The following is a 22,654-nucleotide window of genomic DNA, read 5'->3' on the forward strand; positions in this document are numbered from 1 at the left end:
GCCCCCGGAATCCGCAGAGCGCGGACTCCATGGGCGGTCTCAGGGATCAGGCAGCTTCTTTGGTGGTGGCAGTGGTGAGGATGGTCAGCAGCGTTTGAGCCTGCTCTGCAGCGTCCCGGCCAAGGCTGGTCAGGTAGCCCCCGTCTGGCTGGTCGATAAGTCCTTTCGCATGAAGGCGTTTGGCAGCGGCGATGGCAGTGGGAGCGGCGGTCTGGTGGACTTTCAGACCTTCCTTGGTGCTGTCCAAGGGGAAGAGTACAAGGATTTCCAGTTCGGCAACCAACTCAGGGGTATACGACATAAGGACTCCAGACTTTCTAAAATTTATTAGAGGCTAGCAGGGCATAAGGTGAACGCACTTTGCCGGGCTGTCCAGTAGGAGCAAGCGCGCTCGCGAAAAACCTGAGAGCGCCGCGTGTATTCAGGCTGCTCGCGTTGGCGTTGACGATTTTCGCGCGCAGGCTGGCTCCTGCCAGGTCTGGTGACTTAGTTGTTTTCCGGAGGCAGCTCTGGCAGTGCCCGCAGCGCTGTTTCGTACCATTCGGTATCGAATGCGCGGTCTTCTTCGAGCATCTTGTCGATTTCCACGGCCAGCACATGGGCCATGAGATTCAGAATGTCGTCGCGCTCATAGCCCACCAGCGTCAGCTTGTTGAAGGTGGCTTTGGCGGCAGGCGGGTTGTCGCTTTCGATCTGGTTTTCGATGGCTTGGGTCAGCGTACTTTCGGTGAACTCTTCTTCGTCGCTGTCGATATCGGTCGGCTCGCTCATGGCAGGCTCCTGTAGGAAAGGGCGCCAGTCTACCCCCATTCAAGCGGTTGATGCTGCTGGCAAGGCCAGGCCCGGGGAGCTATAACGCTTGCAGCCAACCCCATTCCCGGCCTGGAGGCAATCGCAATGCTCAAGCTCTACGGATTCTCGGTCAGCAACTACTACAACATGGTCAAGCTGGCGTTGCTGGAGAAAGGGCTGCCTTTCGAAGAGGTGCCTTTTTACGCCGGGCAAACCCCCGAAGCCCTGGCGGTCAGCCCGCGCGGCAAGGTCCCGGTGCTGGGCGTGAAGCAGGGCTTTATCAACGAAACCAGCGTGATCCTCGAATACATCGAGCAAACCCAGGAAGGGCTTTCGCTGCTCCCGGCCGAGCCGTTCCAGCGCGCCCAAGTGCTGGCGCTGTGCCGAGAAATCGAGCTGTATATCGAATTGCCGGCTCGCGCCTGTTTCGCCGAAGCCTTTTTCGGCATGCCGGTGCCGGAGGCGATCAAGGAAAAATCCAAGGCGGAGTTGTTGCTCGGGGTTGGCTCATTACGTCGGCACGGTAAATTCGCGCCGTTTGTGGCGGGGGAGAGCTTCACGATTGCGGATCTGTATTTCATGTACAGCGTGAACCTCGCCTGCGCGGTGGGCGAGAAGCTGTTTGGCCTGGATCTGCTGGCTGAGATGCCGAAGGCTAAAGCGTTGCTGGAACGTTTGCACGGGATGCCCAACGCGCAGAAAGTGGCGGCGGACAGGGAAGCGGCGATGCCGGCGTTCATGGCCATGGTGGCGGCGAAGAAATAGCGACGCTCACACTTGTAGGAGCCGGATTGCCGGCGATGGCGGCCTCAAGATCAACTGCGATCTCAAGGACCTCATCGCCGGCAAGCGAGTGCTTAGCGGCTGGCGAGCAGGGCCTGGCCGCGCGCGACGGCAGCCTTCACCTGCGCCGGTGCAGTGCCGCCCACGTGGTTGCGGGCATTCACCGACCCTTCCAGGGTCAGTACCGCGAACACGTCCTGCTCGATCTGGTCGCTGAACTGACGCAGCTCTTCCAGGCTCATTTCCGCCAGGTCCTTGCCGGTGTCCACGCCGTATTTCACGGCGTGGCCGACGATTTCGTGGCAGTCACGGAACGGCAGGCCACGGCGCACCAGGTAGTCCGCGAGGTCGGTCGCGGTGGAGAACCCGCGCAACGCCGCTTCACGCATGATCGCGTGCTTGGGCTTGATCGCCGGGATCATGTCGGCAAACGCGCGCAACGAGTCGCGCAGTGTATCGGCGGCGTCGAACAGCGGTTCCTTGTCTTCCTGGTTGTCCTTGTTGTAGGCCAGTGGCTGGCCTTTCATCAGGGTCAGCAGGCCCATCAGCGCGCCGAACACGCGGCCGCTTTTGCCGCGCACCAGCTCGGGCACGTCGGGGTTTTTCTTTTGCGGCATGATCGAGCTGCCGGTGCAGAAGCGGTCCGGCAGGTCGATGAACTGGAATTGCGCGCTGGTCCACAGCACCAGCTCTTCGGAGAAGCGCGACAGGTGCATCATCGCGATGCTCGCGGCGGCGCAGAATTCGATAGCGAAGTCACGGTCCGACACGCCGTCCAGGGAGTTACCGCCCACGGCGTCAAAACCCAGCAGTTGCGCGGTGTATTCGCGGTCGATCGGGTAGGTGGTGCCGGCCAGTGCGGCGCTGCCCAACGGCATGCGGTTGGCGCGCTTGCGGCAATCCACCAGGCGCTCGTAGTCGCGGCTGAGCATCTCGAACCAGGCCAGCAGGTGATGGCCGAAGGTCACGGGCTGTGCGGTCTGCAGGTGGGTGAAGCCGGGCATGATGGTGTCCGATTCACGCTCGGCCTGCTCCAGCAGACCTTTTTGCAAGCGAGTGATTTCGGACAGGATCAGGTCGATTTCGTCACGCAGCCACAGGCGAATATCGGTAGCCACCTGATCGTTGCGGCTGCGGCCGGTGTGCAGCTTCTTGCCGGTCACACCGATGCGGTCGGTGAGGCGGGCCTCGATGTTCATGTGCACGTCTTCCAGGTCGACGCGCCAGTCGAACGTACCGGCTTCGATCTCGCCGCGAATCGTGGTCAGGCCGTCGATGATGCTGTCGCGCTCGGCGTCGGTCAGCACGCCGACCTTGGCCAGCATCGTCGCGTGGGCGATGGAGCCCATGATGTCGTGGCGGTACAGGCGCCGGTCGAAGGTGACGGAGGCGGTGAAGCGGGCGACGAAGGCGTCGACGGGTTCACTGAAGCGGCCGCCCCAGGACTGGTTGGTCTTGTCGGTGCTCATGGATTCGCTCGTGATCTGCTTAATAAAGAGGCATGGAAGTGTGCCGGCGATAATAACAGGGTTGCCCGTTGAGGCGGTGCTGCGGGTCGTCGGCATTTTTATTTGTGCAAAGCTGGCTAAGTGCCTTGCCGTCGAACGCGTCCGGGAAGAGACTGGGACAAGGCTTTATTGAAACGATATTTGACGATTGAGCAATGTCGTCTCAGTGAGCGTCTACAGTTGGACTGATAGTGTGTGAATGCACCAAAGTCGGGTGATGCGGTCATAGCCCAGACTAACCATTAAAAAGGGGGGTATTCGGATTGTGTATCAGCAAACCCTACGACAGTGCCCACAGGCAGCAGGTCTTGGGCGCTATTGAACAGGTCCGGGTAAATATGGGTGCCGCTGTCGGGGCACTTTTTGCCGCTCGCGCTAGTCTTAGCGTGGATCGCTGTGACGCAAGTCACCGCACCTGTCTACGCTATCCTTGTGCGAGACTCACGCAGGAATCCAGCGCAATATGAATGTCCTGATCGTTGATGACGAACCCCAAGCCCGCGAGCGACTGAGCCGTTTGGTCAGTGAACTCGAGGGTTATACAGTCCTTGAGCCGAGCGCCACCAACGGGGAGGAGGCGTTGGCGTTGATCGACAGCCTCAAGCCCGATGTGGTGCTGCTCGATATCCGCCTGCCGGGCCTTGATGGCCTGCAAGTTGCCGCCCGCCTGAGTGAGCGAGAATCGCCACCTGCCGTGGTGCTGTGCGCGGCCCAGGAGGAGTTTTCCGCCGACACGCTCGAAGCCAGCGGTGTCAGCTTCCTTACCAAACCCGTGGCTGGCGAGGCGTTGCTCAAGGCGCTGAAAAAGGCCGAGCGGCCCAATCGTGTCCAGCTCGCCGCACTGACCCAGCCCGCCGCCCAAAGTGGTAACGGGCCACGCAGCCACATCAGCGCCCGTACACGCAAAGGTATCGAGCTGATTCCGCTGGGCGAGGTGGTCTATTTCATTGCCGATCACAAGTACGTGACCCTGCGCCACCAGGGCGGCGAAGTGCTGCTCGATGAACCGCTGAAGGCGCTCGAGGATGAATTCGGCGACCGCTTCGTGCGGATCCACCGCAACGCGCTGGTGGCCCGCGAGCGAATCGAACGCTTGCAGCGCACACCCCTGGGGCATTTCCAGTTGTTCCTCAAAGGGCTGAATGGCGATGCATTGATCGTCAGCCGACGCCATGTCGCCGGTGTGCGCAAGATGATGCAACAGCTTTAGCCCGGGGCCTGCGGCGATGCCTGTACCTCTTATCCCGGTGCGACGCGGCCAGGGAGGCCCCGCACTTGCTGATTCAAATCAAAGCGTATTTGCCTGAGCTGTTATTATCTGCCGTATCTATTCAGTACGGATTGATCCATGTCCTCTCGCGAAATCCGCATCGCCACCCGTAAAAGCGCCTTGGCCTTGTGGCAGGCCGAATACGTCAAAGCACGCCTTGAGCAGGCCCATGCCGGCCTCAAGGTGACCCTGGTGCCCATGGTCAGTCGCGGCGACAAGCTGCTCGACTCGCCGCTGTCGAAGATCGGCGGCAAGGGCCTGTTCGTCAAGGAACTGGAAACCGCGCTGCTGGAAAACGAAGCCGACATCGCCGTGCATTCGATGAAAGACGTGCCCATGGATTTCCCTGAAGGCCTGGGCCTGTTTTGCATCTGCGAGCGTGAAGACCCGCGCGACGCCTTTGTTTCCAACACCTACGCGTCGTTGGATGAGCTGCCGCTGGGCAGCATCGTCGGCACGTCCAGCCTGCGTCGCCAGGCACAGTTGCTCACTCGCCGCCCGGACCTGCAGATTCGTTTCCTGCGCGGCAACGTCAACACCCGCCTGGCCAAGCTGGATGCCGGCGAATATGACGCGATCATCCTCGCCGCGGCCGGCTTGATCCGCTTGGGTTTCGAAGACCGCATCACCTCGGCCATCAGTGTCGAGGACAGCCTGCCGGCCGGTGGGCAAGGCGCAGTGGGCATCGAATGCCGCACCGCCGACGCTGAAATTCACGCCTTGCTCAAACCCCTGGACCACCACGACACCGAAGTGCGCGTCACGGCCGAACGCGCCCTGAACAAGCACCTCAACGGCGGCTGCCAGGTGCCGATTGCCTGCTACGCCGTGCTCGAAGGCGACAATCTGTGGCTGCGTGGCCTGGTAGGCGATCCGGATGGCGGCACCCTGCTGACTGCCGAGGTGCGTGGTCCGCAGCGTGATGCCACGGCCCTGGGGATCCAGGTGGCGGAAGAGCTGCTGGACAAGGGCGCTGGCGCCATCCTGCAAAAAGTCTATGGCGAGGCCGGCCCGCAGTGACCGGATGGCGACTGCTGCTGACGCGGCCCGCCGAGGAATCAGCAGCCCTGGCTTCGGCATTATCAGACGCCGGAATCTTCAGCAGCAGCTTACCCTTGCTGGACATCGAGCCCTTTGCTGTTACCCCCGAGCAGCAGGCCGTGTTCCGCCACCTCGACCGTTACTGCGCAGTGATCGTGGTAAGCAAGCCGGCCGCGCGACTTGCCGTGCAACAGCTGACCCAAGCCTGGCCGCAGCTGCCATGGTTCAGCGTCGGCGGCGCCACCGCGCAGGTGTTGGCCGAGCACGGCCTAAACGTTGACTACCCCCAGTCTGGCGATGACAGCGAGGCCTTGCTTCAATTGCCTGCGTTGCGCGAGGCTATCGCGCGCCCGGATGCGCGGGTGTTGATCCTGCGCGGCGAGGGGGGGCGGGAGTTGCTGGCTGAGCGTTTGCGTGAGCAAGGTGCTAGTGTCGACTATCTGGAGTTGTATCGTCGTTTCTTGCCGGACTATCAGGCGGGAGTACTGATGCAACGCATCCAGTTGGAACGCCTGAACGGCCTGGTGGTCAGCAGTGGGCAGGGTTTCTTGCACTTGCAGGCCCTGGCTGGCGCCGATTGGTCTCAGGTGGCCCGGCTTCCGTTGTTCGTGCCCAGTCCGCGAGTCCAGGAGATGGCGCGGGCCGCAGGCGCAGAAAAAGTGGTGGATTGTCGCGGCGCGAGTGCCGCGGCTTTGTTAGTGGCGTTGGGCAGCTGTGTCTTGTGACGGCCGCCCCCACTCTCTGATACGCAAAGGACGGATACGTGAGCGAAACAGCCTTGCCTAAAGATGAAACCCAGCCCGCACTCGATGCGCCGGTTGAGTCACCGGTCACCGCGCCGCGCCGTGGCAATGGCCTGGCAATCGTCGCCCTGCTGCTGGGTGCTGCCGGCGTTGCCGCAGGCGGTTGGGGGATCGTGCAGGTCCGCGCCTTGCAAGCCAGCAGCCAGCAACAGCTGGGGCAGGTGCAGACCCTCGACGACCAGTCCCAGACCCTCAAGCAAAGCCAGCAGCAGCTGGCGGCGCGCCTGGCCCAGTTGCCGGGTGCCGATGAGCTGGAGGAGCGTCGCCGTCTGGTCGCGCAACTGCAGGGTGACCAGCAACGCTTGAGTCAGCGGCTGGAAACCGTGCTGGGTGCCAGCCGCCAGGATTGGCGTTTGGCTGAGGCCGAGCATTTGATCCGCCTGGCGAGCTTGCGCCTGTCGGCCCTGCAAGACATCAACAGTGCCCAGTCGCTGGTGCAGGGCGCCGACGAGATCCTTCGCGAGCAAAGCGATCCGGGCTCGTATGCCGCTCGCGAGCAATTGGCCAAGAGCCTGGCCGCGCTGCGCAGTACTGAGCAGCCAGACCGCACCGGGCTGTACCTGCAATTGGCGGCCTTGCGTGACCAGGTCGTGCAACTGGCGGCCATCGCCCCTGAATATCAACTGACCGATCCCGCTTCCCAAGGGCGCCCGACCACCGATACCGAAAGTCGTTGGAGCCAGTGGTGGGAGCAGATCTCGCGGTACTTCCGCATCGACTTCAACCCGGACGACAACATCCGTCCGTTGCTGGCCGGCCAAGGCCTGAACCAGGTACGCCTGGCCCTGAGCCTGGCCCTGGAGCAAGCACAGTGGGCCGCGCTCAATGGCGAGTCGGCGGTCTACAGCCGCTCGCTGGGCGAGGCGCGCAGCGTGCTGCAGGACAACTTCAACCAGGACAACCCGCAAAGCAAGGCGATGCTGGCACGTATCGCCGAGCTTGAGCCCAAGGCCGTCTCGGTGGTGACCCCGGACCTGGCCGCGAGCCTGGCTGCCGTGCAGGCGTACCTTGACCGTCGTCATCTGTCTGCCGACGAAGCCAAGGCGGCCGCGGGCACGCCGGCAACCCAGGAGTAGAGCCGATGAAGCGTTTCTATGTGATCCTGGTGCTGGCGATTGCGATCGCCCTGGCACTGGCCGTGGGCATTTCCAAGCACACCGGCTACGTGCTGATTACCTACCCGCATGTGCTGCATTACGAGTCGAGCCTGTGGGCCACCTTGGTGGCCGTGTTTGCCATCGGCCTGGCGATCTATCTGATCCGCGTGTTGTTGAGCCTGGTGACCACCTCCGGTGGGGTGGTCAACCCGTGGTCGCGGCGTAACCGCAGCCGCCGCGTGCAGATTGCCATCGAACAAGGTCAGATGGACCTCGCCGAGGGCCGCTGGGCCAGCGCCGAGCGCCATTTGCACCGTGCCGCCGAAGCCGAGCGCCAGCCATTGCTGTATTACCTCGGCGCCGCTCGTGCCGCCAATGAGCAAGGCCGCTACGAAGAGGCTGACGGCTTGCTGGAACGTGCCCTGGAGCGTCAGCCCCAGGCCGAGCTGGCGGTTGCCTTGAGCCACGCGCAGTTGCAGCTGGACCGAGGCGATACGGAGGGCGCGTTGACCACCTTGCAGGCGATGCACGAACGTCACCCGCACAATGCGCAGGTGTTGCGTCAATTGCAGCGCCTGCATCAGCAGCGGGGTGACTGGTCATCAGTGATCCGCCTGCTGCCGGAACTGCGCAAGGACAAGGTGCTGCCTGCCAGCGAGTTGGCCGAACTCGAGCGCCGCGCCTGGGGTGAAAACCTGAGCCTGGCTGCACAGCGCGAAGACCAGGGTGAAGCGGGCTTGCAGTCACTTGAGCGGGCCTGGCAACAACTCACCTCTGCGCAGCGGCAGGAGCCGCAATTGGTCCTGGCCTATGCCGAGCAGTTGCGTCAGTTGGGTGCCGACGCGGAGGCCGAAGAAGCGCTGCGTGGCGCGATCAAGCGCGGCTACGACAGTCACCTGATCCGCCTCTACGGCCTGTTGCGTGGCAGTGATCCCGCCCGCCAGTTGAAGTTTGCCGAAGGTTGGCTCAAGGACCATCCCGGCGATGCCAGCCTGCTGTTGACGCTGGGCCGCTTGTGCCTGCAAAACAGTCTGTGGGGCAAGGCGCGTGATTACCTGGAGAGCAGCCTGCAGGTACAGCGCAATCCGGAAGCCTGTGCCGAACTGGCGCGGCTGCTGGCCCAACTGGGCGACACTGAGCGCAGCAACCAGCTGTTCCAGGAGGGGCTGGGCCTGTTGGATAGCCGCTTGCTGGCATCACCGCTGCCGGTTCCTGCGCGGATTTGAAGTAGGATGTTATCCAAGGGTTGGCTCAGACAGGTCTGACGGCCAACCCTTCAATGTCTCGTAAACGCGTTGGCTAGAGCCTTTATAGGCATGCTCCTACGTTCAATAGCTTGAAGTCTTCCATCCTCTGACGGGTTGTCCTTATCCTCTTGCGGAATCGTCTGCTCTTGCATGTATTGAAAGGGGTCGGGCCTTTCCTCTACCGTATTGACCTATATTTCGCGGTGCGGATAAAGCATGTCTTTGGCCCCTTCACGTTCCTTGTTTTTCCTTGCATTCCTGGCAGGTGGGCTGACGTTGGGTGCGTCCTTCTACCTGGAATTTGGCGCGTCGTTGCGGCCTTGTTTCCTGTGCCAGTTGCAACGGGTCTTCCTGGCGGCCTTTACGCTGATCAACCTGGCCGCCGCGCTCTACAGCCCCAAGCGCTCTGCCATCTACCTGTACGGTCTGGCGAGCATGGGCTGCGCGTTACTCGGCGCCATCACCGCCGTGCGCCAGGTACTGTTGCAAAATGCCGCACCCGACCAGGCTGGCGACTGCTGGCCGAGCCTGCAATACATGATCGAAAACCTGTCGCTGTGGCAGGCATTGCAATCGGCCGTCAAAGGCACGGTCGATTGCGTTGATATCAACTGGACGTTGTTCGACCTGAGCCTCCCCGAGTGGAGCCTGCTGTTCTTCCTGGGCATGCTGATCCTGGGCGCTACGCAGTTTTCGCGGCTGATTTCGAGCCAGCGTTTGCGTCCTGCTCGGCACTGAAAGGCCGTCACACTTTGCAGAAGGGGATTAAACACTTGTATGAACTTTCTCTCCTGCGTACCTTGAAGCCACAGTCATGCGGGCATAATCTGGCCCGCACGCGTTAATGAAACCGTTTGTCAGATGTGGCCTTGTCCGGCTGCCGCTTTAATCCTTGAAGTGTTGCGCGGGCACCAGGCAGCAGCGCCCCTATAGGGAAGAGAGATCATCATGCTGGAAAGTTGTCAGAATGCTCAGGAACGCTGGGGTGGGGTGCACAAGCTGATCGACAGCTGGTTGAAGGCACGTCACGAACTGGTTCGGGCCTTTGATGCTCTCGGCGCCAAGCCCGAGGCACTGGCTGAGAACCGCGAACCGTTGCAGGATTTCTGCGCTGTGTTGGTGGACTACGTATCGGCTGGACATTTCGGTGTCTACGAGCAACTGACCAAAGAAGCGGAAGCTTTTGATGATCAGCGTGGTCTGGAATTGGCCGAGACCCTTTACCCGCGTATCGACGTGATCACCGAAAAATTGCTCGCGTTCACCGACCTGTGTGATGCCGGTAATTGTGTCGCCGAAAAATTCAAGGAGCTGGGTGGCCTGCTCCATGAGCGTTTCGAATTGGAAGATTGCCTGATCGAAGTGCTGCACAACGCCCACAAGGAAGAGGCGGCCACCCAGGCCTGACCTTTGCTGGCGGGATAAAAAAACGGTGCGCATTGCGCACCGTTTTTTATTGGGTCAGTGACGAGTGCCGAGCAATTCGATCTCGAACACCAGCGGCGTATACGGCGGGATCAACTCGCCGGCGCCGTCGGCGCCATAAGCCTGGGCTGACGGAATCACCAGGCGCCATTTCGCGCCCACTGGCATCTGTTGCAGCGCGCTGCTCCAGCCGCTGATCACGCTGTCGAGGCGAAACCATTGGGGCTGCGTGCTCTGATCGAACACCGTGCCATCGGGAAGGCGTCCCACGTATTTCACTTGAACCTGATCACTGGCCAACGGCTTGTTGCCCGTGCCGGCAGTGAGTTCGGTGAGCAGGATGCCATCCGCCAGTTCGCGCACACCTTTTGCGGATTTTTCCTTGGCTAGAAATTGCTGTTCGGCGGCCAGTGCTTTTTCACTCTGGGGTGCCTGCGCGTCGGCTTCGGTTTGCGCTTCGTGCTGGGCCAGAAGCTGCTCGATACGCGCGTTATCCAGCGCCAGCGGTTTGCCTTGATAGGCCTGCTTGAGGCCGTCGATCAAGGCCTGGATCTGCAAGTCCGGAACCTCCTGGCGCAGGCGTTCGCCGAGGCTGGCACCCAGGCTGTAGGCGAGGTCGTGTTGATCCTGCTCGGTGGTTTTCGCCGGTGATTGCTCGCCCGCATTGGCCATCGAGATTGCCAGGCCAAGCACAAGAAAAAGGTAACGCGACATGAGCATTTCTCCCGCCGAAAGTGCGACGGATTATGCCAGTGTGGGAGCGTAAAAAGTGCCGCGCATTTTCGTTATATCGATAAGAATTTTCGTACGTTGCAACGCAAGGCAAACGATACTGTCAACATGCCCTAGCGGCGGTAAGAGCAGAGGGCTAGTATGAGCCGCACCCACGTCAGCCAGGAGGTAAACCATGTCGGCCAAACAGAAGCCTGTTAATACCCCGTTGCATTTACTCCAACAACTTTCGGGCAGCTTGCTCGAACACCTGGAAAGCGCCTGTTCCCAAGCGTTGGCCGATGCAGAAAAGCTGCTCGCCAAGCTGGAAAAACAACGCGGTAAAGCGCAAGAAAAGCTGCACAAATCCCGCACCAAACTGCAAGACGCCGCGACTGCCGGCAAGGCCAAGGCACAAGCCAAAGCCAAAGACGCTGTCAAAGAACTTGAGGACTTGCTGGACGCCCTCAAGGATCGCCAAGCTGAAACCCGCACTTACATTTCCCAACTCAAAAAAGATGCTCAGGAAAGCCTGAAACTGGCCCAGGGCGTTGGTCGTGTGAAGGAAGCCGTGGCTAAAGTGCTGGGCGCTCGTACCCCTGCAAAAGCCGTTGCCGCCAGCTCGGCGAAAAAGCCGGCAAGCAAGGCTGTTGCTGCGAAAGCACCTGCCAAGCCAGCTGCCAAAACCGCTGCTGCAAAACCAGCCGCCAAGCCAGCTGCTAAAACCGCTGCTGCGAAACCAGCCGCCAAGCCAGCTGCTAAAACTGCTGCTGCGAAACCAGCCGCCAAGCCAGCTGCTAAAACCGCTGCTGCGAAACCAGCCGCCAAGCCAGCTGCTAAAACCGCTGCTGCGAAACCAGCCGCCAAGCCAGCTGCTAAAACCGCTGCTGCAAAACCAGCCGCCAAGCCAGCTGCCAAAACTGCTGCTGCAAAACCAGCCGCCAAACCAGCTGCTAAAACTGCTGCTGCAAAACCAGCCGCCAAGCCAGCTGCTAAAACCGCTGCTGCAAAACCAGCCGCCAAGCCAGCTGCTAAAACTGCTGCTGCAAAACCAGCCGCCAAGCCAGCTGCTAAAACCGCTGCTGCAAAACCAGCCGCCAAGCCAGCTGCTAAACCTGCTGCTGCAAAACCAGCCGCCAAGCCAGCTGCTAAACCTGCTGCTGCAAAACCAGCCGCCAAGCCAGCTGCTAAACCTGCTGCTGCGAAACCAGCCGCCAAGCCAGCCGCTAAACCTGCTGCTGCAAAGCCAGCCGCTAAGCCAGCTGCAAAACCCGCTGCAGCCAAGCCAGCTCCGGCAAAGCCAGCGACCCCGGCAGCACCTGCGACTACCGCAGCGTCCAGCGCTCCAACCGCACCGACCAGCAGCACTCCTGCGCCGGTAGCGCCAAGCACCACCCCAACCAGCGCTTCCTAAGCGCCGGTGACCGCGACGCGCAGCTGCTGCAGCGCGTTGTGGTCAAGGTTGGCGGCATCCTCAGCCGCCAGTCCTTCAAGCCATCGCGGTTGCCCCGCCACGTCATCACCCGGCCATGCTTGCGCCAGCGCTTCCAGGCGCTTGAGCAGCGTGCGTTCGGCATCCAGTTCCAGGGCCTTGACCCGTTCGCGTAACGCCGCCACTGCCTCATCCTGCTGCGCCATGGCCCGCCATTGTGTGCGCACGTGCCGTAACGGTCCGACCACCTGTGCCTGCCAGGGCCCGGCAATCTGTTTCAGTGCCAGGATGCGTTCGGGTGTCGGCGCTACAGCGCGCCGTTCCAGCCACGCGCCGCAGAGCAACAGGCACACATCTGCACCTTGCGCCTGCATGCGCAGGCAAGCGGCTTCGCACCCTGGGCGGGCGTAAGTCGAGAGGGCAAAGCTCCATAGGTCAGCGCACATATTCACACCCAAGCCAGCGGCCAACGAAGCTGGTAGACTCCGCCGCCATTATGATCCGACTTCAAAGCCTAACATTACAGCGTGGCCCGCAACGTCTTCTTGAAGACGCCGAGCTGACCCTGCACGCCGGTCACAAAGCCGGCCTGATCGGCGCCAACGGCGCCGGCAAATCCACGTTGTTCGCCTTGTTGCTGGGTGAGCTGACCCCGGATTCCGGGGACTGCCTGCTGCCGGCTGACTGGCGCATCGCCCACATGCGCCAGGAGATCGATACCCTGGACCGCATCGCGATCGACTACGTGCTCGATGGCGACCTGCGCCTGCGCCAGGTGCAACACGACCTGGCCGAGGCCGAGAAAGCCCAGGACGGCGCGGCCCAGGCCCGCCTGCACTCGGAACTCGACAGCGCCGACGGCTACACGGCCGACGCCCGCGCCCGCAAGATGCTCGCCGGGCTGGGTTTCACCAACGAACAAATGGACCGCCCGGTCGCCGACTTCTCCGGCGGCTGGCGCATGCGCCTGAACCTGGCCCAGGCGCTGATGTGCCCCTCGGACCTGTTGCTGCTCGATGAACCGACCAACCACTTGGACCTCGATGCGATCCTGTGGTTGGAAGACTTCCTCAAGAGCTACCCAGGCACCTTGCTGCTGATTTCCCACGACCGGGATTTCCTCGATGCCGTGGTCGACAATATCGCCCACGTCGAACAGAAGAAAATCACCCTCTACCGTGGCGGCTACACTGCGTTCGAACGCGCGCGTGCCGAGCGCCTGGCCCAGCAGCAACAGGCCTACGAGAAGCAACAGGCGCAACGTGCGCACATGGAAAGCTACATCGCCCGGTTCAAGGCCCAGGCCACCAAGGCCCGCCAGGCCCAGAGCCGGATCAAGGCCCTGGAGCGCATGGAAGAGCTGTCGGCGGCCCACGTCGATTCGCCGTTCGATTTCGTGTTCCGTGAGTCGGTGAAAATCTCCAGCCCGCTGCTCGACCTTTCGGATGCACGCCTGGGTTATGGCGACAAAACCATCCTGGAGAAGGTCAAGCTGCAGCTCACGCCGGGTGCACGCATCGGTTTGCTCGGGCCTAACGGTGCGGGCAAGTCGACGCTGATCAAGAACCTGTCCGGCGAGTTGCAGCCCCTGGCCGGGCGCCTGACCCGTGGCGAGAACCTGGTAGTGGGCTATTTCGCCCAGCATCAGTTGGACTCCCTCGACTCCAAGGCCAGCCCGTTGCTGCACCTGCAGCGCCTGGCGCCGACCGAGCGCGAGCAGACCCTGCGCGACTTCCTCGGCGGTTTCGACTTCCGTGGCGCGCGCATCGATGAACCGGTGCTGAATTTCTCCGGCGGCGAAAAAGCCCGCCTGGCCCTGGCCTTGATCGCCTGGGATCGCCCGAACCTGCTGCTGCTCGACGAACCGACCAACCACCTGGACCTGGAAATGCGCCTGGCGCTGACCATGGCCTTGCAGGAGTTCAGCGGTGCGGTATTGGTGGTGTCTCACGATCGCCACTTGCTCAAGAGCACCACCGACAACTTCCTGCTGGTGGCGGATGGCAAAGTCGAAGAGTTCGACGGCGACCTGGATGACTACGCGCGCTGGCTGACGGATTACCGTCTGCGCAACGCGCCGGTCAGCAACACCCCGGTCAACCCGGACAAGACCGACAAGAAAGCCCAACGCCAGGCCGCTGCTGCGTTGCGCCAACAGTTGGCGCCGCACAAGCGTGAAGCCGATAAGCTGGAAGCCGAGTTGGGCAAGGTGCACGAGCGCCTGGCCAAGATCGAGACCAGCCTGGGCGACAGCGCCGTGTACGAGGCTGCGCGCAAGGATGAGCTGCGCGACCTGCTTGCCGAACAGGCCAAGCTCAAGGTGCGTGAAGGGCAGCTGGAGGAAACCTGGATGGAAGCCCTCGAGTTGCTGGAAACCCTGCAGGCGGAGCTGGAGGCGCTGTCCTGATGGAAGCGTTGCAGCTGCCGATACCGACGCAATGGGTCGAGCCCGTATGGATCGGTGTGCAAATCCTGCTGATCCTGCTGGCCGGCTACCTCGCCCAGCGCTTTGTCGCCAAGGGGCTGACGCGCCTGGGCGAACGCTACCCGCTGCCGCCGCAATTGCTGATGCCGCTGCGCGGCGGCTTGCGCTGGCTAATCATGGGCAGTGCGCTGATCTTCGTGCTGGGCCGCCTGGGAGTGTCTGCCACGGTGTTGTGGACCGCGCTGTCGGGCTTCGTGGCGGTGGCGGCGGTGGCGTTCTTCGCCATGTGGTCGGTGCTCTCCAACCTGCTGTGCGCGATTCTGATCTTCACCGTCGGGCCGTTTCGCCTCGGTGATATCGTCGAGTTGGTGGATACCGTCGACAAACCCGGCGTGAAGGGCCGGGTGGTGGCGATCAACCTGCTCTACACCACGCTGGTCGAAGTGGCAGAAGCCGGCACTGACAGCGCGATGGTGCAGGTGCCCAACAGCCTGTTCTTCCAGCGCTCGGTGCGGCGTTGGCCAGGCACTCACGTGTTCCCCGGCGATCGCTAGTATTCACATCTTGTAAAAATCTATAGCCAGCCTTTGGTCGGCGGAGTTAGCTTTAGGCACAACCGCTAACTCTTCCCTGAGGTGTGTAATGGCACTCGACACATGGCTGGCCTTTTTCGTGGCCAGTTGGATTATCTCCCTTTCCCCCGGCGCCGGCGCCATCGCGTCGATGTCCAGCGGCCTGCAATACGGTTTCCTGCGCGGCTATTGGAACGCCATCGGCCTGCAACTGGGCCTGGCGATGCAGATTGCCGTGGTAGCGGGTGGCCTGGGTGCGATTCTGGCGGCATCGTCTACCGCGTTTTATGCCATCAAATGGTTCGGCGTGGCTTACCTGGTGTACCTGGCCATCAAGCAATGGCGTGCCTTGCCCATGGACATGAGCGAGGACGCGACGATACGCCCGATCGGCAAGCCGATGGCGATGATGTTCCGTGGTTTCCTGGTCAACGCCAGCAACCCCAAGGCCTTGGTGTTCATGCTGGCGGTGCTGCCGCAGTTCGTGAACCCGCAGGCGCCGCTGCTGATCCAGTACCTGATCCTCGGCGCGACGATGATCAGCGTCGACATGATCGTGATGGCGGGCTACACCGGGTTGGCCTCGAAAGTGTTGCGCCTGTTGCGCACGCCGAAGCAGCAGAAACGCATGAACCGCACGTTTGCCGGGTTGTTCGTGGGAGCGGCGGGTTTCCTCGCCAGCTTGCATCGCGCAACGGCGTAACTGACGAAACCGGTTAAAAAATGTGGAAGCGGGCTTGCTCGCGAATGCGCAGTGTCAGTCACCAGATGTATTGACTGATCCACCGCATTCGCGAGCAAGTCCGCTCCCACATTGGTTTTATGTCGGTAGCAGGATTTTCATTCAGCGCAGGATCTTCGGCGCTTCATCCCGTGGCAGGTTATTGCGCAATGCCGGCTGCCCAGGTTGTTCCTGATAACCACCACCCAGTTGTTCGGCCAGCTGCCGCGCAACATCCTCACCCAAGGCTTTCGACACTTCTTTAACCACGCGCGGTCGGTTCAGGCTGACGCGTACGTCACGGTTGTTGACCAGCTTGGTGTCCTGGCCTTCGCCCATGGCGGTGAACGCCGAGGTGATCTCGTAGGTGCGCGTGTTGATCAGGCTGAAATCCGCCACCAGCGTCAGGCCCAGCACCGCCGAGTAACTGTTGGTGTGGTCCAGGGCATTGATGTCCTGGGTAAAGTCGATGTCCGACAGGGTGCCGAACAGCACATAGTCCGCGCCCTTGAAGTGACCGGCCTTGATGCGCTTGATCACGTCGTAGACGTCACCCTTGGCGTCGGCGGTGTAGGGCGTGCCCTGCACCAACTGGAACTGCCGGGACTTGAGGATCTCGCCCTTGATATCACCGCTGAACTTGCGCAGCTCGGTCTGCTCGATGTAGCTGGTACGGCTTTCGTACTCGCTGTAGTTCGAGGACCCGCTGGCGTGGTAAGCGCTGGCCTGGAAGTTGTTATTGGCCGACACCTGGTGAATGTATTCCTCGACCCGCGCCTCATAGGCCAGGTCGGTCACCGCGATCTTCGGGGCGGCCGAGGCGCCAAAGGCGCACAGCAGGCCGATCATGCCGATCCATGCACGCATTGCTTAGCGCTCCGTAGTCTTGCGGATTTCTTTTTCGTCCATCCATTCGGCCAGGCCGCTCTCGACGTCGATCAACTGCAGGCTGAACTTGTAGAACACGTCCTTGTAGTCCGAGCTGCGCTTGACGATGGAGCTGATCGAGCCTTCCAGGCGGTACTTGGCGGCGACCATGTTGCCGGTCTTGCTCACGGTGGATTTCTTGTACAGGCCGCTCTGGTTCTGCAGCTTGAGCTGGTCGACCTGGCTTTGCATGTCGGTGTTGTCGCTGGCGAAGCGCGCGGTGCCGGTTTTCATCAGCTGGGTCTTGATCGACGTGGTGATCTCGCGGGTGTCGATGTATTCGCTGGTCTTGTTCTTCACGTCATACACCTGCACCACCGGGCGACCCTGCAGGATGCCGGACTGGGCCAGGGAGCGGGTCATGCTTTCGGCGATCATCTGCAGGTCGGTGGAGCCGAACTCGTTGGTCACCAGTTCCACGGCCTTGGTGTCGCCGTAGCTGATGTTCTTGCCGCCCAGTACCGGCGAGGTGTTGGCGCAACCGCTGGCCAGGACGGCCACCACGGCGAGGATCGAGAAGCGTGCAAACATGGGGAAATCTCTCAAAAAGGGTGGACGGCTCAAGGGGTTTTGACTTCGAGACGGAAGTCCGCCGCTTGCGGCAGATTGGCGATGGCCGGCAGGAAGGTTGCCTGGTTGGCGTACAGGTTCAGCACTTTCCAGGTTTCTTCGTCGCCCACCGGGAAACCGTCGGCGCCCAGCCAGGCGAAGCGGTAATACATCATCTGGTTGCTGCTGGTGATGTTGCTCAACTGCACCTTGGCGGTGAGGAAGCCGTTCTCGCGCGCGACGCGAATGGCGCCGACGGCGATGCCCTTGAACTTGCCCATCACCACGATTTTGCTCGCGGCGCTGCCAGGCTCCGGCGGCGGCGGGGTGGCGCAGCCGGCGAGCAGGACCAGCGCCAGCGCGCCGAGGATGAAATGACGCATAGCGTGCTCCTTAAGGTTGTTTGAGGGTGGCAATGGCCTGGGGCGGCGTGCTCGGCACCACATGGGCCGCAAGCCCGCCGGCGAACACCTGGTTGCCGACCACGCGCAGCGTGATCACCTGGTAACGCTGGTCGGCCTTGACCGTCACCAACGTGCCGCCCAGGGCGTTGGGCAGGCTGACCTGGTGTTCGCCATGCTTGAGGCGCAGGCGAGTGACTTGGGTCATGTCCGGCAGGGTGCGCCAGGTGCGGGTGTCGGCGCCTTCGGTCACGGCCGAGGCGATACCCAGCACCAGGCCCGCCATCGGGTTGGTCTTGTTCAGGTTGTTTTGCGCCACGCCACGGGTGACTGCCCGCACGGTAGTGCGCAGGATGATGCCGGGCATGTCGTCGCGCAGCGCACGGCGGGACATGGCCGTGGTGCTGTTGAGCGCGGTGAGGTTCTGCTGCTGGCCGTCGATGCCGATCTGGGCGAAGGTGGCCGTGGAGGTATCGGCCTTGATCACCGGGAACGACAGCGGGGTGATCACCAGGTTGCCATTGATCGGGATCGGCAGCGGCAGGCGAATCGAGTCGCGCGCGGGGGCCAGGCCGCTCTGGACCACGATCAGCACGTCGGTTTCGTCGGCGCCGACTTTGGATTTGTCCAGGTCCAGCAAGGCTTGTTCCAGCAGCTTGGTGTTGGGGCGCAGCTCGGCGGCCTTGCGATAGCCGGGCGCGGCCAGGTCTTTTTCACCCAGGGCTTCGTAGACGAAGCCGGCCAGGTAATGGCTGAACGCACTCTGGTAGCTGTTTTTCAGGCCGACCACTTCCGGCGCGTCGAGGGACTCCACCGGGTAGCCGCGCAGGTCTTTCATCTGGGTGGTCACGCCTTCGCGCTGGGCTTCGTCCTCGCGCTTGAGGTATTCCTTGTCGCGCAGGTCGGCGATCACGGCTTCGCGCTCGTGGGTCTTCTTGATTTCGGTGCGTGCGCCGTCGAAGTCGTTCAGGGCCAGCAGGTTCAGAGCCATCTGCGTGGTCAGCATGACCTTTTCGTAGTCATAGCCTTCGTAGCGACGCACCTTGTCGTTGACCAGGAAGCTGCCGAACTGGGAGAGGTACTTTTCGCTGTCGAACTTGACCGACTCTTCCCACTTGTAGACTTGCAGGTCGGCGCTGCGCCAGGCGGTCTGGCTGCCGGTGATGTCGCCCTTGGCCCGCAGCAACTCGCCTTTCTCGAAGAAATACAGCAAGTCCTTGTCGTCGCCGCTGTTGTTTTTTTCCAGCAGCGTCAGGGCGCCGTCGACGTTGCCAGTGGCCAATTGCTGGTTGGTGGCTTGCAGCTCGGTGTCGTAGCTGCGGAACATCGAACAACCGGACAGCAAGGTAACCGCCACGAGCGCGAGCGGAGGTAAGGCGCGAAATGCCATGCAACTTCTTCCCTGAAAGTCTTCAGCTAATGTGATGATTCCTCATAAAAACGAGGAACGAAATTCCCTTTCGCACTAACAGGGCGCGGCATTATAAGCGCCATTACTGGCAAAACAATGGCTTTTTGCTTTGAATGAGTCGACGTGGATGCCACTACTGCGCCGCTCAAATTTCCCGCCCTCGCAGACGACAAATCACTAACGCCTTGAGTCAAAGCCTTTAAGGCTTAACAATGTGTTACTTCGTATTTCCCTTTGAGATTCATTCATGACTGCCCCCTTCCGTTTTCTCGCCTGGCTGATGTTGCCGGCGTTGATGTCGTGCAGCTTCAACCTGTTGGCCGCGACTGCCGAGGGCGCCCCCCAGGCCCTGCATTTGCTGGACTACATTGGCGCCGACTACCCACCGACGGTGGAGGCGGGCAAGGTCATCGATGAGTCCGAATACAGTGAGCAGCTGGAATTTCTCGGCGTGTTGCAGGGCCTGGTCGCCGAGTTGCCGCAGCGCCCGGAACGCGCGGCGCTGGTAAAGGGTGTCGATGAACTCCTGGCCGCGGTAACCGCCCGCCAGGATGGCGGCGCAGTTGCACGCCAGGCGCGCCAGCTCGGTGCCCAGTTGGCGGTGGCGTATGAAGTCAGCCAGGCGCCGGCGATCACGCCCGACCCCACGCGCGGCGCACCGCTGTACGCGCAGCATTGCTCGGTGTGCCACGGCACGGCCGGCGCCGGTGATGGCCCGGCCAGCGTGGGCATGACGCCACCGCCGGCCAACCTGCGCGATGCCGCGCGCCTGGATCGCCTGAGCCTCTACGCGATCTACAACACCCTCGGCCTGGGCGTCGAAGGCACGGATATGCCGTCTTTCGCCGACCAATTGGATGATCGCCAGCGCTGGGACCTGGCCACCTACATCGCCGGCTTCACCGCCGACCCTGCTGCGGCGAAAACCGATCAACCGTTCAACCTCGCCGACCTGGCCCGCCAGACCCCGAATGAAGTGCTGGCCGCCAACGGCCCAGCCGCTGCCGCGACCTTCCGCGCCCAGCGTGCACAACCGCCGCAGGTCAAGCGGGGCCCGGCGCAGTTGCTCGACTACACCGCCGCGACCCTGGACAAGAGCCTCGCTGCCTTCCGCAACGGCGACCACGACCAGGCCTACGACCTGTCGGTAGCCGCGTACCTGGAAGGCTTCGAGCTGGTGGAGAGTTCGCTGGATAACGTCGACGCCAACGTGCGCAAGGACACCGAGAAGGCCCTGATGGCCTATCGGCAGTCGCTGCAGGACGGTTTGCCGATCGAGCAGGTGCAACAGCGCCTGGACGTGGCCAAGGGCAAGCTCACGGAGTCTGCCGGTCTGCTCGGCAGCGATGGCCTGAGTTGGTCGTTGAGCTACATCTCCGGTTTGCTGATCCTGCTGCGTGAAGGGCTGGAAGCGATTCTGGTGCTGGCCGCGATCCTCGCGTTCCTGCGTAACACCGGCCAGCAATCGGCGGTGCGCAGCGTCAACGTCGGTTGGGGCCTGGCGCTGTTGGCTGGCTTGGCCACCTGGGCGCTGGCCGCGTATGTGATTGATGTGAGCGGCGCCCAGCGTGAATTGCTTGAAGGCTGCACGGCGCTGTTTGCCAGCGTGATGGTGCTGTGGCTCGGCGTGTGGATGCACGACCGACGCCACGCAGCGGCCTGGCAGGACTACATCAAGAGCAGCCTGGTCGGCGGTGGCGGGCGTTTCGGCTTCGCGATGCTGGCGTTCTTCTCGGTGTACCGCGAGTTGTTCGAAGTGATCCTGTTCTACGAAACCCTGTGGCTGCAGGCCGGTCCGGCTGGGCACAACGCCGTGCTGGCCGGTGGCGCCACGGCGCTGGTGCTGTTGGTGGGCCTGGCCTGGGTGATCCTGCGCGGCTCGGCCAAGTTGCCGCTGGCGCTGTTCTTCGGTATCAACGCGGCGCTGCTGTGCGCGCTGTCGGTGGTGTTTGCCGGGCACGGTGTGAAGGCGTTGCAGGAAGCGGGCATCTTCGGCACGCGGCCGGTGGCGTTCTTTGACTTTGACTGGCTGGGCATTCACGCCGATGCGTACTCGCTGGGTGCGCAGGCCGTGGCAATCCTGGCGATTGCGGTGCTGTACGGCCGCAGCCGCCTGGCCGAAAAGCGCCGGGTGGTGGCATAGGCATGCGCGTCTGGATCGATGCAGATGCCTGTCCGCGGGCGGCCAAGGACCAGGTGGTGAAGTTCGCTTTAAAGCGTCAGTTCGAGGTGGTGCTGGTGGCCGGGCAGAGCCAGATCAAGCCAAGCTTTGCTTGCGTGAAATTGATCGTGGTGCCCAGCGGCCCGGACGCGGCCGACGACTACCTGGTGGAGCACGCGGTGCCCGGTGAACTGGTGATCTGCAGCGATGTGCCCCTGGCCGACCGGTTGGTGAAAAAGGGCGTCACGGCACTGGACCCGCGCGGCAAGGAGTTCAGCCCGGCGAACATGAGTGAACGCTTGGCGGTGCGGAACCTGTTCACTGATCTGCGTGAGCAAGGCCAGATGGGCGGTGGTCCACCGCCCCACGGGGAAAAGGACAAGCAGGCGTTTGCCAATGCACTGGATCGCCTCCTGACGCGGCTGATGCGCCAGGCGTGACCTCCCTTGTGGGGAGCGAGCTTGTTTTCTGTGGCGAGCGGGCTTGCCCCGCGTTGGGTGGCGAAGCCGCCCTGAAACCAGTCACCCCGTTGTGTCTGAATGACCGTGGTGCCGTACTGGGGCCGCTGCGTGCCCCAACGCAAGCCCGCTCGCCACGGACAACAAGCTGCTTGCCACAATTAACGGGTCAGTCGTTCTCGTGCGTCAGCTCCAGCACGCGATCCACCAGTTTGTTGATGCCTGACGCCACCTCGCTGATGTTCTTGCCCAACATGTACGCCGGTGTGCTCACCAGCTTGCGCGCCTTGTCCTCGACGATGTCTTCCACCGTGCATTCGTGATGGGTGGCGCCCATCTTGTCGAGGGCGGCGGCGGTGTCGGCGTCGTTACCGATGGTGCAGGTCACGCCAGGGCCGTAGATCTTCGCGGCCAGGGCAGGGGAGATGCAGATCAGCCCCACCGGCTTGCCCGCTTCGGCAAAGGCTTCGGCCAGCTCCAGCACCTGTGGGTTGACGCTGCAACCGGCGCCTTCGACGGCAAAGTTCGACAGGTTTTTCGCCGCGCCAAATCCGCCGGGCACGATCAACGCGTCGAACTCGTCGGCGTTGGCGTCGCGAATGTCCTTCACCTCGCCCCGGGCGATTCGGGCAGATTCCACCAGTACATTGCGTGATTCGGGCATCTCTTCACCGGTGAGGTGGTTGATCACATGCAGTTGCGCAATATCCGGGGCAAAACATTGGACCTGAGCGCCGCGCTGGTCCAGGCGCAGCAGGGTGATCACGCTTTCGTGGATCTCTGCGCCGTCATACACGCCGCAGCCGGAAAGGATCACTGCAATCTTTTTGCTCATGGGCATTTCTCCTGGGGTCTTGGCGTTAAATGTCTACTAATTTGTCATCTGTTGCCAATGGGATCTCGTGTCGCTGCACCTAATC

At 62.1% G+C, this 22,654-nt stretch carries 24 protein-coding genes and 1 pseudogene; 15 read left to right on the top strand and 10 right to left on the bottom strand.

The features are described from left to right. Positions 1–46 precede the first annotated feature (46 nt). Together NTD80_RS11565 and NTD80_RS11575 are read right to left on the bottom strand one after the other, a co-directional pair. The gene (locus NTD80_RS11565) at positions 47–301 is read right to left on the bottom strand and encodes a TIGR02647 family protein (protein ID WP_010207442.1); all 255 of its coding nucleotides are present in this window, start codon (positions 299–301) and stop codon (positions 47–49) included. Positions 302–486: 185 nt separating this feature from the next. Next, positions 487–771, bottom strand: a complete 285-nt coding sequence (locus NTD80_RS11575; protein ID WP_106802312.1) for a hypothetical protein — start codon at positions 769–771, stop codon at positions 487–489. Between the two features lie 126 nt (positions 772–897). Here NTD80_RS11575 and NTD80_RS11580 point away from each other — a divergent pair, with 126 nt between their 5' ends. Next, positions 898–1,557, top strand: coding sequence for a glutathione S-transferase family protein (locus NTD80_RS11580; RefSeq protein ID WP_262133659.1), 660 nt, complete (start codon positions 898–900; stop codon positions 1,555–1,557). Positions 1,558–1,649: 92 nt separating this feature from the next. On the opposite strand, the gene argH is transcribed toward NTD80_RS11580, so the two are convergent. Then, positions 1,650–3,044: an argininosuccinate lyase gene (argH, locus tag NTD80_RS11585; RefSeq protein WP_262133661.1), complete on the bottom strand. Its 1,395-nt coding sequence runs from the start codon at positions 3,042–3,044 to the stop codon at positions 1,650–1,652. Positions 3,045–3,433: 389 nt separating this feature from the next. On the opposite strand from argH, the pseudogene NTD80_RS31335 reads away from it, so the two are divergent. The 8 genes and pseudogenes from NTD80_RS31335 to NTD80_RS11620 form a co-directional block, all read left to right on the top strand. After that, positions 3,434–3,550 (top strand): annotated as a pseudogene (locus tag NTD80_RS31335) (sensor histidine kinase); the annotation flags it as partial. Continuing rightward, positions 3,547–4,293: a LytR/AlgR family response regulator transcription factor gene (locus NTD80_RS11590; protein WP_065902423.1), complete on the top strand. Its 747-nt coding sequence runs from the start codon at positions 3,547–3,549 to the stop codon at positions 4,291–4,293. The pseudogene NTD80_RS31335 and the gene NTD80_RS11590, both read left to right, overlap by 4 nt. A gap of 138 nt (positions 4,294–4,431) precedes the next feature. Beyond that, positions 4,432–5,373, top strand: a complete 942-nt coding sequence (hemC, locus tag NTD80_RS11595) for a hydroxymethylbilane synthase (protein WP_262133662.1) — start codon at positions 4,432–4,434, stop codon at positions 5,371–5,373. Then, on the top strand, positions 5,370–6,119 hold the full coding sequence (locus tag NTD80_RS11600; RefSeq protein WP_065902419.1) for a uroporphyrinogen-III synthase: 750 nt from the start codon (positions 5,370–5,372) through the stop codon (positions 6,117–6,119). The genes hemC and NTD80_RS11600 overlap by 4 nt, the downstream gene beginning before the upstream one ends. Before the next feature lie 38 nt (positions 6,120–6,157). After that, positions 6,158–7,273: a uroporphyrinogen-III C-methyltransferase gene (locus NTD80_RS11605; RefSeq protein ID WP_262133664.1), complete on the top strand. Its 1,116-nt coding sequence runs from the start codon at positions 6,158–6,160 to the stop codon at positions 7,271–7,273. Between the two features lie 5 nt (positions 7,274–7,278). Next, a complete protein-coding gene (locus NTD80_RS11610; protein ID WP_262133665.1) occupies positions 7,279–8,520 on the top strand; it encodes a heme biosynthesis protein HemY in 1,242 nt (413 codons plus the stop codon). 237 nt (positions 8,521–8,757) lie between these two features. Beyond that, complete coding sequence (locus NTD80_RS11615) at positions 8,758–9,279, top strand: disulfide bond formation protein B (protein ID WP_065902411.1); 522 nt, start codon at positions 8,758–8,760, stop codon at positions 9,277–9,279. Positions 9,280–9,489: 210 nt separating this feature from the next. Further along, positions 9,490–9,948, top strand: a complete 459-nt coding sequence (locus NTD80_RS11620; protein WP_065902409.1) for an Rsd/AlgQ family anti-sigma factor — start codon at positions 9,490–9,492, stop codon at positions 9,946–9,948. A 54-nt stretch (positions 9,949–10,002) separates the two neighbouring features. Here the strand turns inward: NTD80_RS11620 and NTD80_RS11625 are convergent, their stop codons facing one another. Further along, positions 10,003–10,680, bottom strand: a complete 678-nt coding sequence (locus tag NTD80_RS11625; RefSeq protein ID WP_262133667.1) for an FKBP-type peptidyl-prolyl cis-trans isomerase — start codon at positions 10,678–10,680, stop codon at positions 10,003–10,005. Positions 10,681–10,873: 193 nt separating this feature from the next. Between NTD80_RS11625 and NTD80_RS11630 the strand changes: the two genes are divergently transcribed. Next, positions 10,874–12,091 carry an AlgP family protein gene (locus NTD80_RS11630; protein ID WP_262133669.1) on the top strand — a complete coding sequence of 406 codons (1,218 nt, stop codon included), beginning with the start codon at positions 10,874–10,876 and terminating at the stop codon, positions 12,089–12,091. Here NTD80_RS11630 and NTD80_RS11635 read toward each other — a convergent pair. Next, positions 12,088–12,555 (bottom strand): TIGR02444 family protein, encoded by a 468-nt coding sequence (locus NTD80_RS11635; RefSeq protein ID WP_262133671.1) that lies wholly within the window; start codon positions 12,553–12,555, stop codon positions 12,088–12,090. The two genes, NTD80_RS11630 and NTD80_RS11635, sit on opposite strands and share 4 nt — an antisense overlap. 50 nt (positions 12,556–12,605) lie before the next feature. Here NTD80_RS11635 and NTD80_RS11640 point away from each other — a divergent pair, with 50 nt between their 5' ends. From NTD80_RS11640 to NTD80_RS11650, 3 genes are all read left to right on the top strand, one after another. After that, positions 12,606–14,516 (top strand): ATP-binding cassette domain-containing protein, encoded by a 1,911-nt coding sequence (locus NTD80_RS11640; RefSeq protein WP_065902402.1) that lies wholly within the window; start codon positions 12,606–12,608, stop codon positions 14,514–14,516. Further along, positions 14,516–15,088 (top strand): mechanosensitive ion channel family protein, encoded by a 573-nt coding sequence (locus tag NTD80_RS11645; RefSeq protein WP_065902400.1) that lies wholly within the window; start codon positions 14,516–14,518, stop codon positions 15,086–15,088. The genes NTD80_RS11640 and NTD80_RS11645 overlap by 1 nt, the downstream gene beginning before the upstream one ends. Before the next feature lie 88 nt (positions 15,089–15,176). Next, entirely contained in the window at positions 15,177–15,809 is a 633-nt protein-coding gene (locus tag NTD80_RS11650) for a LysE family transporter (RefSeq protein ID WP_065902398.1), read from the top strand. 141 nt (positions 15,810–15,950) lie between these two features. On the opposite strand, the gene NTD80_RS11655 is transcribed toward NTD80_RS11650, so the two are convergent. Genes NTD80_RS11655 through NTD80_RS11670 form a run of 4 tightly spaced genes read right to left on the bottom strand, consistent with a single transcriptional unit; the run spans position 15,951 to position 19,094 of the window. Then, positions 15,951–16,694 (bottom strand): penicillin-binding protein activator LpoB, encoded by a 744-nt coding sequence (locus NTD80_RS11655; protein WP_065902396.1) that lies wholly within the window; start codon positions 16,692–16,694, stop codon positions 15,951–15,953. Between the two features lie 3 nt (positions 16,695–16,697). Beyond that, positions 16,698–17,285: a penicillin-binding protein activator LpoB gene (lpoB, locus tag NTD80_RS11660; RefSeq protein ID WP_015886479.1), complete on the bottom strand. Its 588-nt coding sequence runs from the start codon at positions 17,283–17,285 to the stop codon at positions 16,698–16,700. Between the two features lie 29 nt (positions 17,286–17,314). Beyond that, positions 17,315–17,686, bottom strand: a complete 372-nt coding sequence (locus NTD80_RS11665; RefSeq protein WP_008439304.1) for a YcfL family protein — start codon at positions 17,684–17,686, stop codon at positions 17,315–17,317. 10 nt (positions 17,687–17,696) lie between these two features. Beyond that, on the bottom strand, positions 17,697–19,094 hold the full coding sequence (locus tag NTD80_RS11670) for a COG3014 family protein (protein WP_065902394.1): 1,398 nt from the start codon (positions 19,092–19,094) through the stop codon (positions 17,697–17,699). Between the two features lie 268 nt (positions 19,095–19,362). Between NTD80_RS11670 and NTD80_RS11675 the strand changes: the two genes are divergently transcribed. Together NTD80_RS11675 and NTD80_RS11680 are read left to right on the top strand one after the other, a co-directional pair. After that, the gene (locus NTD80_RS11675) at positions 19,363–21,258 is read left to right on the top strand and encodes an FTR1 family protein (RefSeq protein ID WP_262133675.1); all 1,896 of its coding nucleotides are present in this window, start codon (positions 19,363–19,365) and stop codon (positions 21,256–21,258) included. Between the two features lie 2 nt (positions 21,259–21,260). After that, positions 21,261–21,716: a YaiI/YqxD family protein gene (locus tag NTD80_RS11680; protein ID WP_065902390.1), complete on the top strand. Its 456-nt coding sequence runs from the start codon at positions 21,261–21,263 to the stop codon at positions 21,714–21,716. Positions 21,717–21,903: 187 nt separating this feature from the next. Here NTD80_RS11680 and elbB read toward each other — a convergent pair whose 3' ends face one another. Then, a complete protein-coding gene (gene elbB / locus NTD80_RS11685) occupies positions 21,904–22,569 on the bottom strand; it encodes an isoprenoid biosynthesis glyoxalase ElbB (protein ID WP_106802322.1) in 666 nt (221 codons plus the stop codon). Between the last annotated feature and the right edge of the window lie 85 nt (positions 22,570–22,654).

The organism is Pseudomonas sp. 13B_2.1_Bac1, assembly GCF_025466155.1.
GTDB classification, from domain to species: domain Bacteria; phylum Pseudomonadota; class Gammaproteobacteria; order Pseudomonadales; family Pseudomonadaceae; genus Aquipseudomonas; species Aquipseudomonas aylmerensis.

Excerpts from the sequence above, each read along its gene's own strand:
- hemC (WP_262133662.1), top strand. The coding sequence starts at position 4,432 with ATGTCCTCTCGCGAAATCCGCATCGCCACCCGTAAAAGCGCCTTGGCC.
- NTD80_RS11680 (WP_065902390.1), top strand. The coding sequence starts at position 21,261 with ATGCGCGTCTGGATCGATGCAGATGCCTGTCCGCGGGCGGCCAAGGAC.
- NTD80_RS11640 (WP_065902402.1), top strand. The coding sequence starts at position 12,606 with ATGATCCGACTTCAAAGCCTAACATTACAGCGTGGCCCGCAACGTCTT.
- elbB (WP_106802322.1), bottom strand. The coding sequence starts at position 22,569 with ATGAGCAAAAAGATTGCAGTGATCCTTTCCGGCTGCGGCGTGTATGAC.
- NTD80_RS11575 (WP_106802312.1), bottom strand. The coding sequence starts at position 771 with ATGAGCGAGCCGACCGATATCGACAGCGACGAAGAAGAGTTCACCGAA.
- NTD80_RS11670 (WP_065902394.1), bottom strand. The coding sequence starts at position 19,094 with ATGGCATTTCGCGCCTTACCTCCGCTCGCGCTCGTGGCGGTTACCTTG.
- NTD80_RS11650 (WP_065902398.1), top strand. The coding sequence starts at position 15,177 with ATGGCACTCGACACATGGCTGGCCTTTTTCGTGGCCAGTTGGATTATC.
- NTD80_RS11580 (WP_262133659.1), top strand. The coding sequence starts at position 898 with ATGCTCAAGCTCTACGGATTCTCGGTCAGCAACTACTACAACATGGTC.
- NTD80_RS11630 (WP_262133669.1), top strand. The coding sequence starts at position 10,874 with ATGTCGGCCAAACAGAAGCCTGTTAATACCCCGTTGCATTTACTCCAA.
- NTD80_RS11565 (WP_010207442.1), bottom strand. The coding sequence starts at position 301 with ATGTCGTATACCCCTGAGTTGGTTGCCGAACTGGAAATCCTTGTACTC.
- argH (WP_262133661.1), bottom strand. The coding sequence starts at position 3,044 with ATGAGCACCGACAAGACCAACCAGTCCTGGGGCGGCCGCTTCAGTGAA.
- NTD80_RS11625 (WP_262133667.1), bottom strand. The coding sequence starts at position 10,680 with ATGTCGCGTTACCTTTTTCTTGTGCTTGGCCTGGCAATCTCGATGGCC.
- NTD80_RS11590 (WP_065902423.1), top strand. The coding sequence starts at position 3,547 with ATGAATGTCCTGATCGTTGATGACGAACCCCAAGCCCGCGAGCGACTG.
- NTD80_RS11645 (WP_065902400.1), top strand. The coding sequence starts at position 14,516 with ATGGAAGCGTTGCAGCTGCCGATACCGACGCAATGGGTCGAGCCCGTA.
- lpoB (WP_015886479.1), bottom strand. The coding sequence starts at position 17,285 with ATGTTTGCACGCTTCTCGATCCTCGCCGTGGTGGCCGTCCTGGCCAGC.
- NTD80_RS11615 (WP_065902411.1), top strand. The coding sequence starts at position 8,758 with ATGTCTTTGGCCCCTTCACGTTCCTTGTTTTTCCTTGCATTCCTGGCA.
- NTD80_RS11655 (WP_065902396.1), bottom strand. The coding sequence starts at position 16,694 with ATGCGTGCATGGATCGGCATGATCGGCCTGCTGTGCGCCTTTGGCGCC.
- NTD80_RS11635 (WP_262133671.1), bottom strand. The coding sequence starts at position 12,555 with ATGTGCGCTGACCTATGGAGCTTTGCCCTCTCGACTTACGCCCGCCCA.
- NTD80_RS11675 (WP_262133675.1), top strand. The coding sequence starts at position 19,363 with ATGACTGCCCCCTTCCGTTTTCTCGCCTGGCTGATGTTGCCGGCGTTG.
- NTD80_RS11610 (WP_262133665.1), top strand. The coding sequence starts at position 7,279 with ATGAAGCGTTTCTATGTGATCCTGGTGCTGGCGATTGCGATCGCCCTG.
- NTD80_RS11665 (WP_008439304.1), bottom strand. The coding sequence starts at position 17,686 with ATGCGTCATTTCATCCTCGGCGCGCTGGCGCTGGTCCTGCTCGCCGGC.
- NTD80_RS11620 (WP_065902409.1), top strand. The coding sequence starts at position 9,490 with ATGCTGGAAAGTTGTCAGAATGCTCAGGAACGCTGGGGTGGGGTGCAC.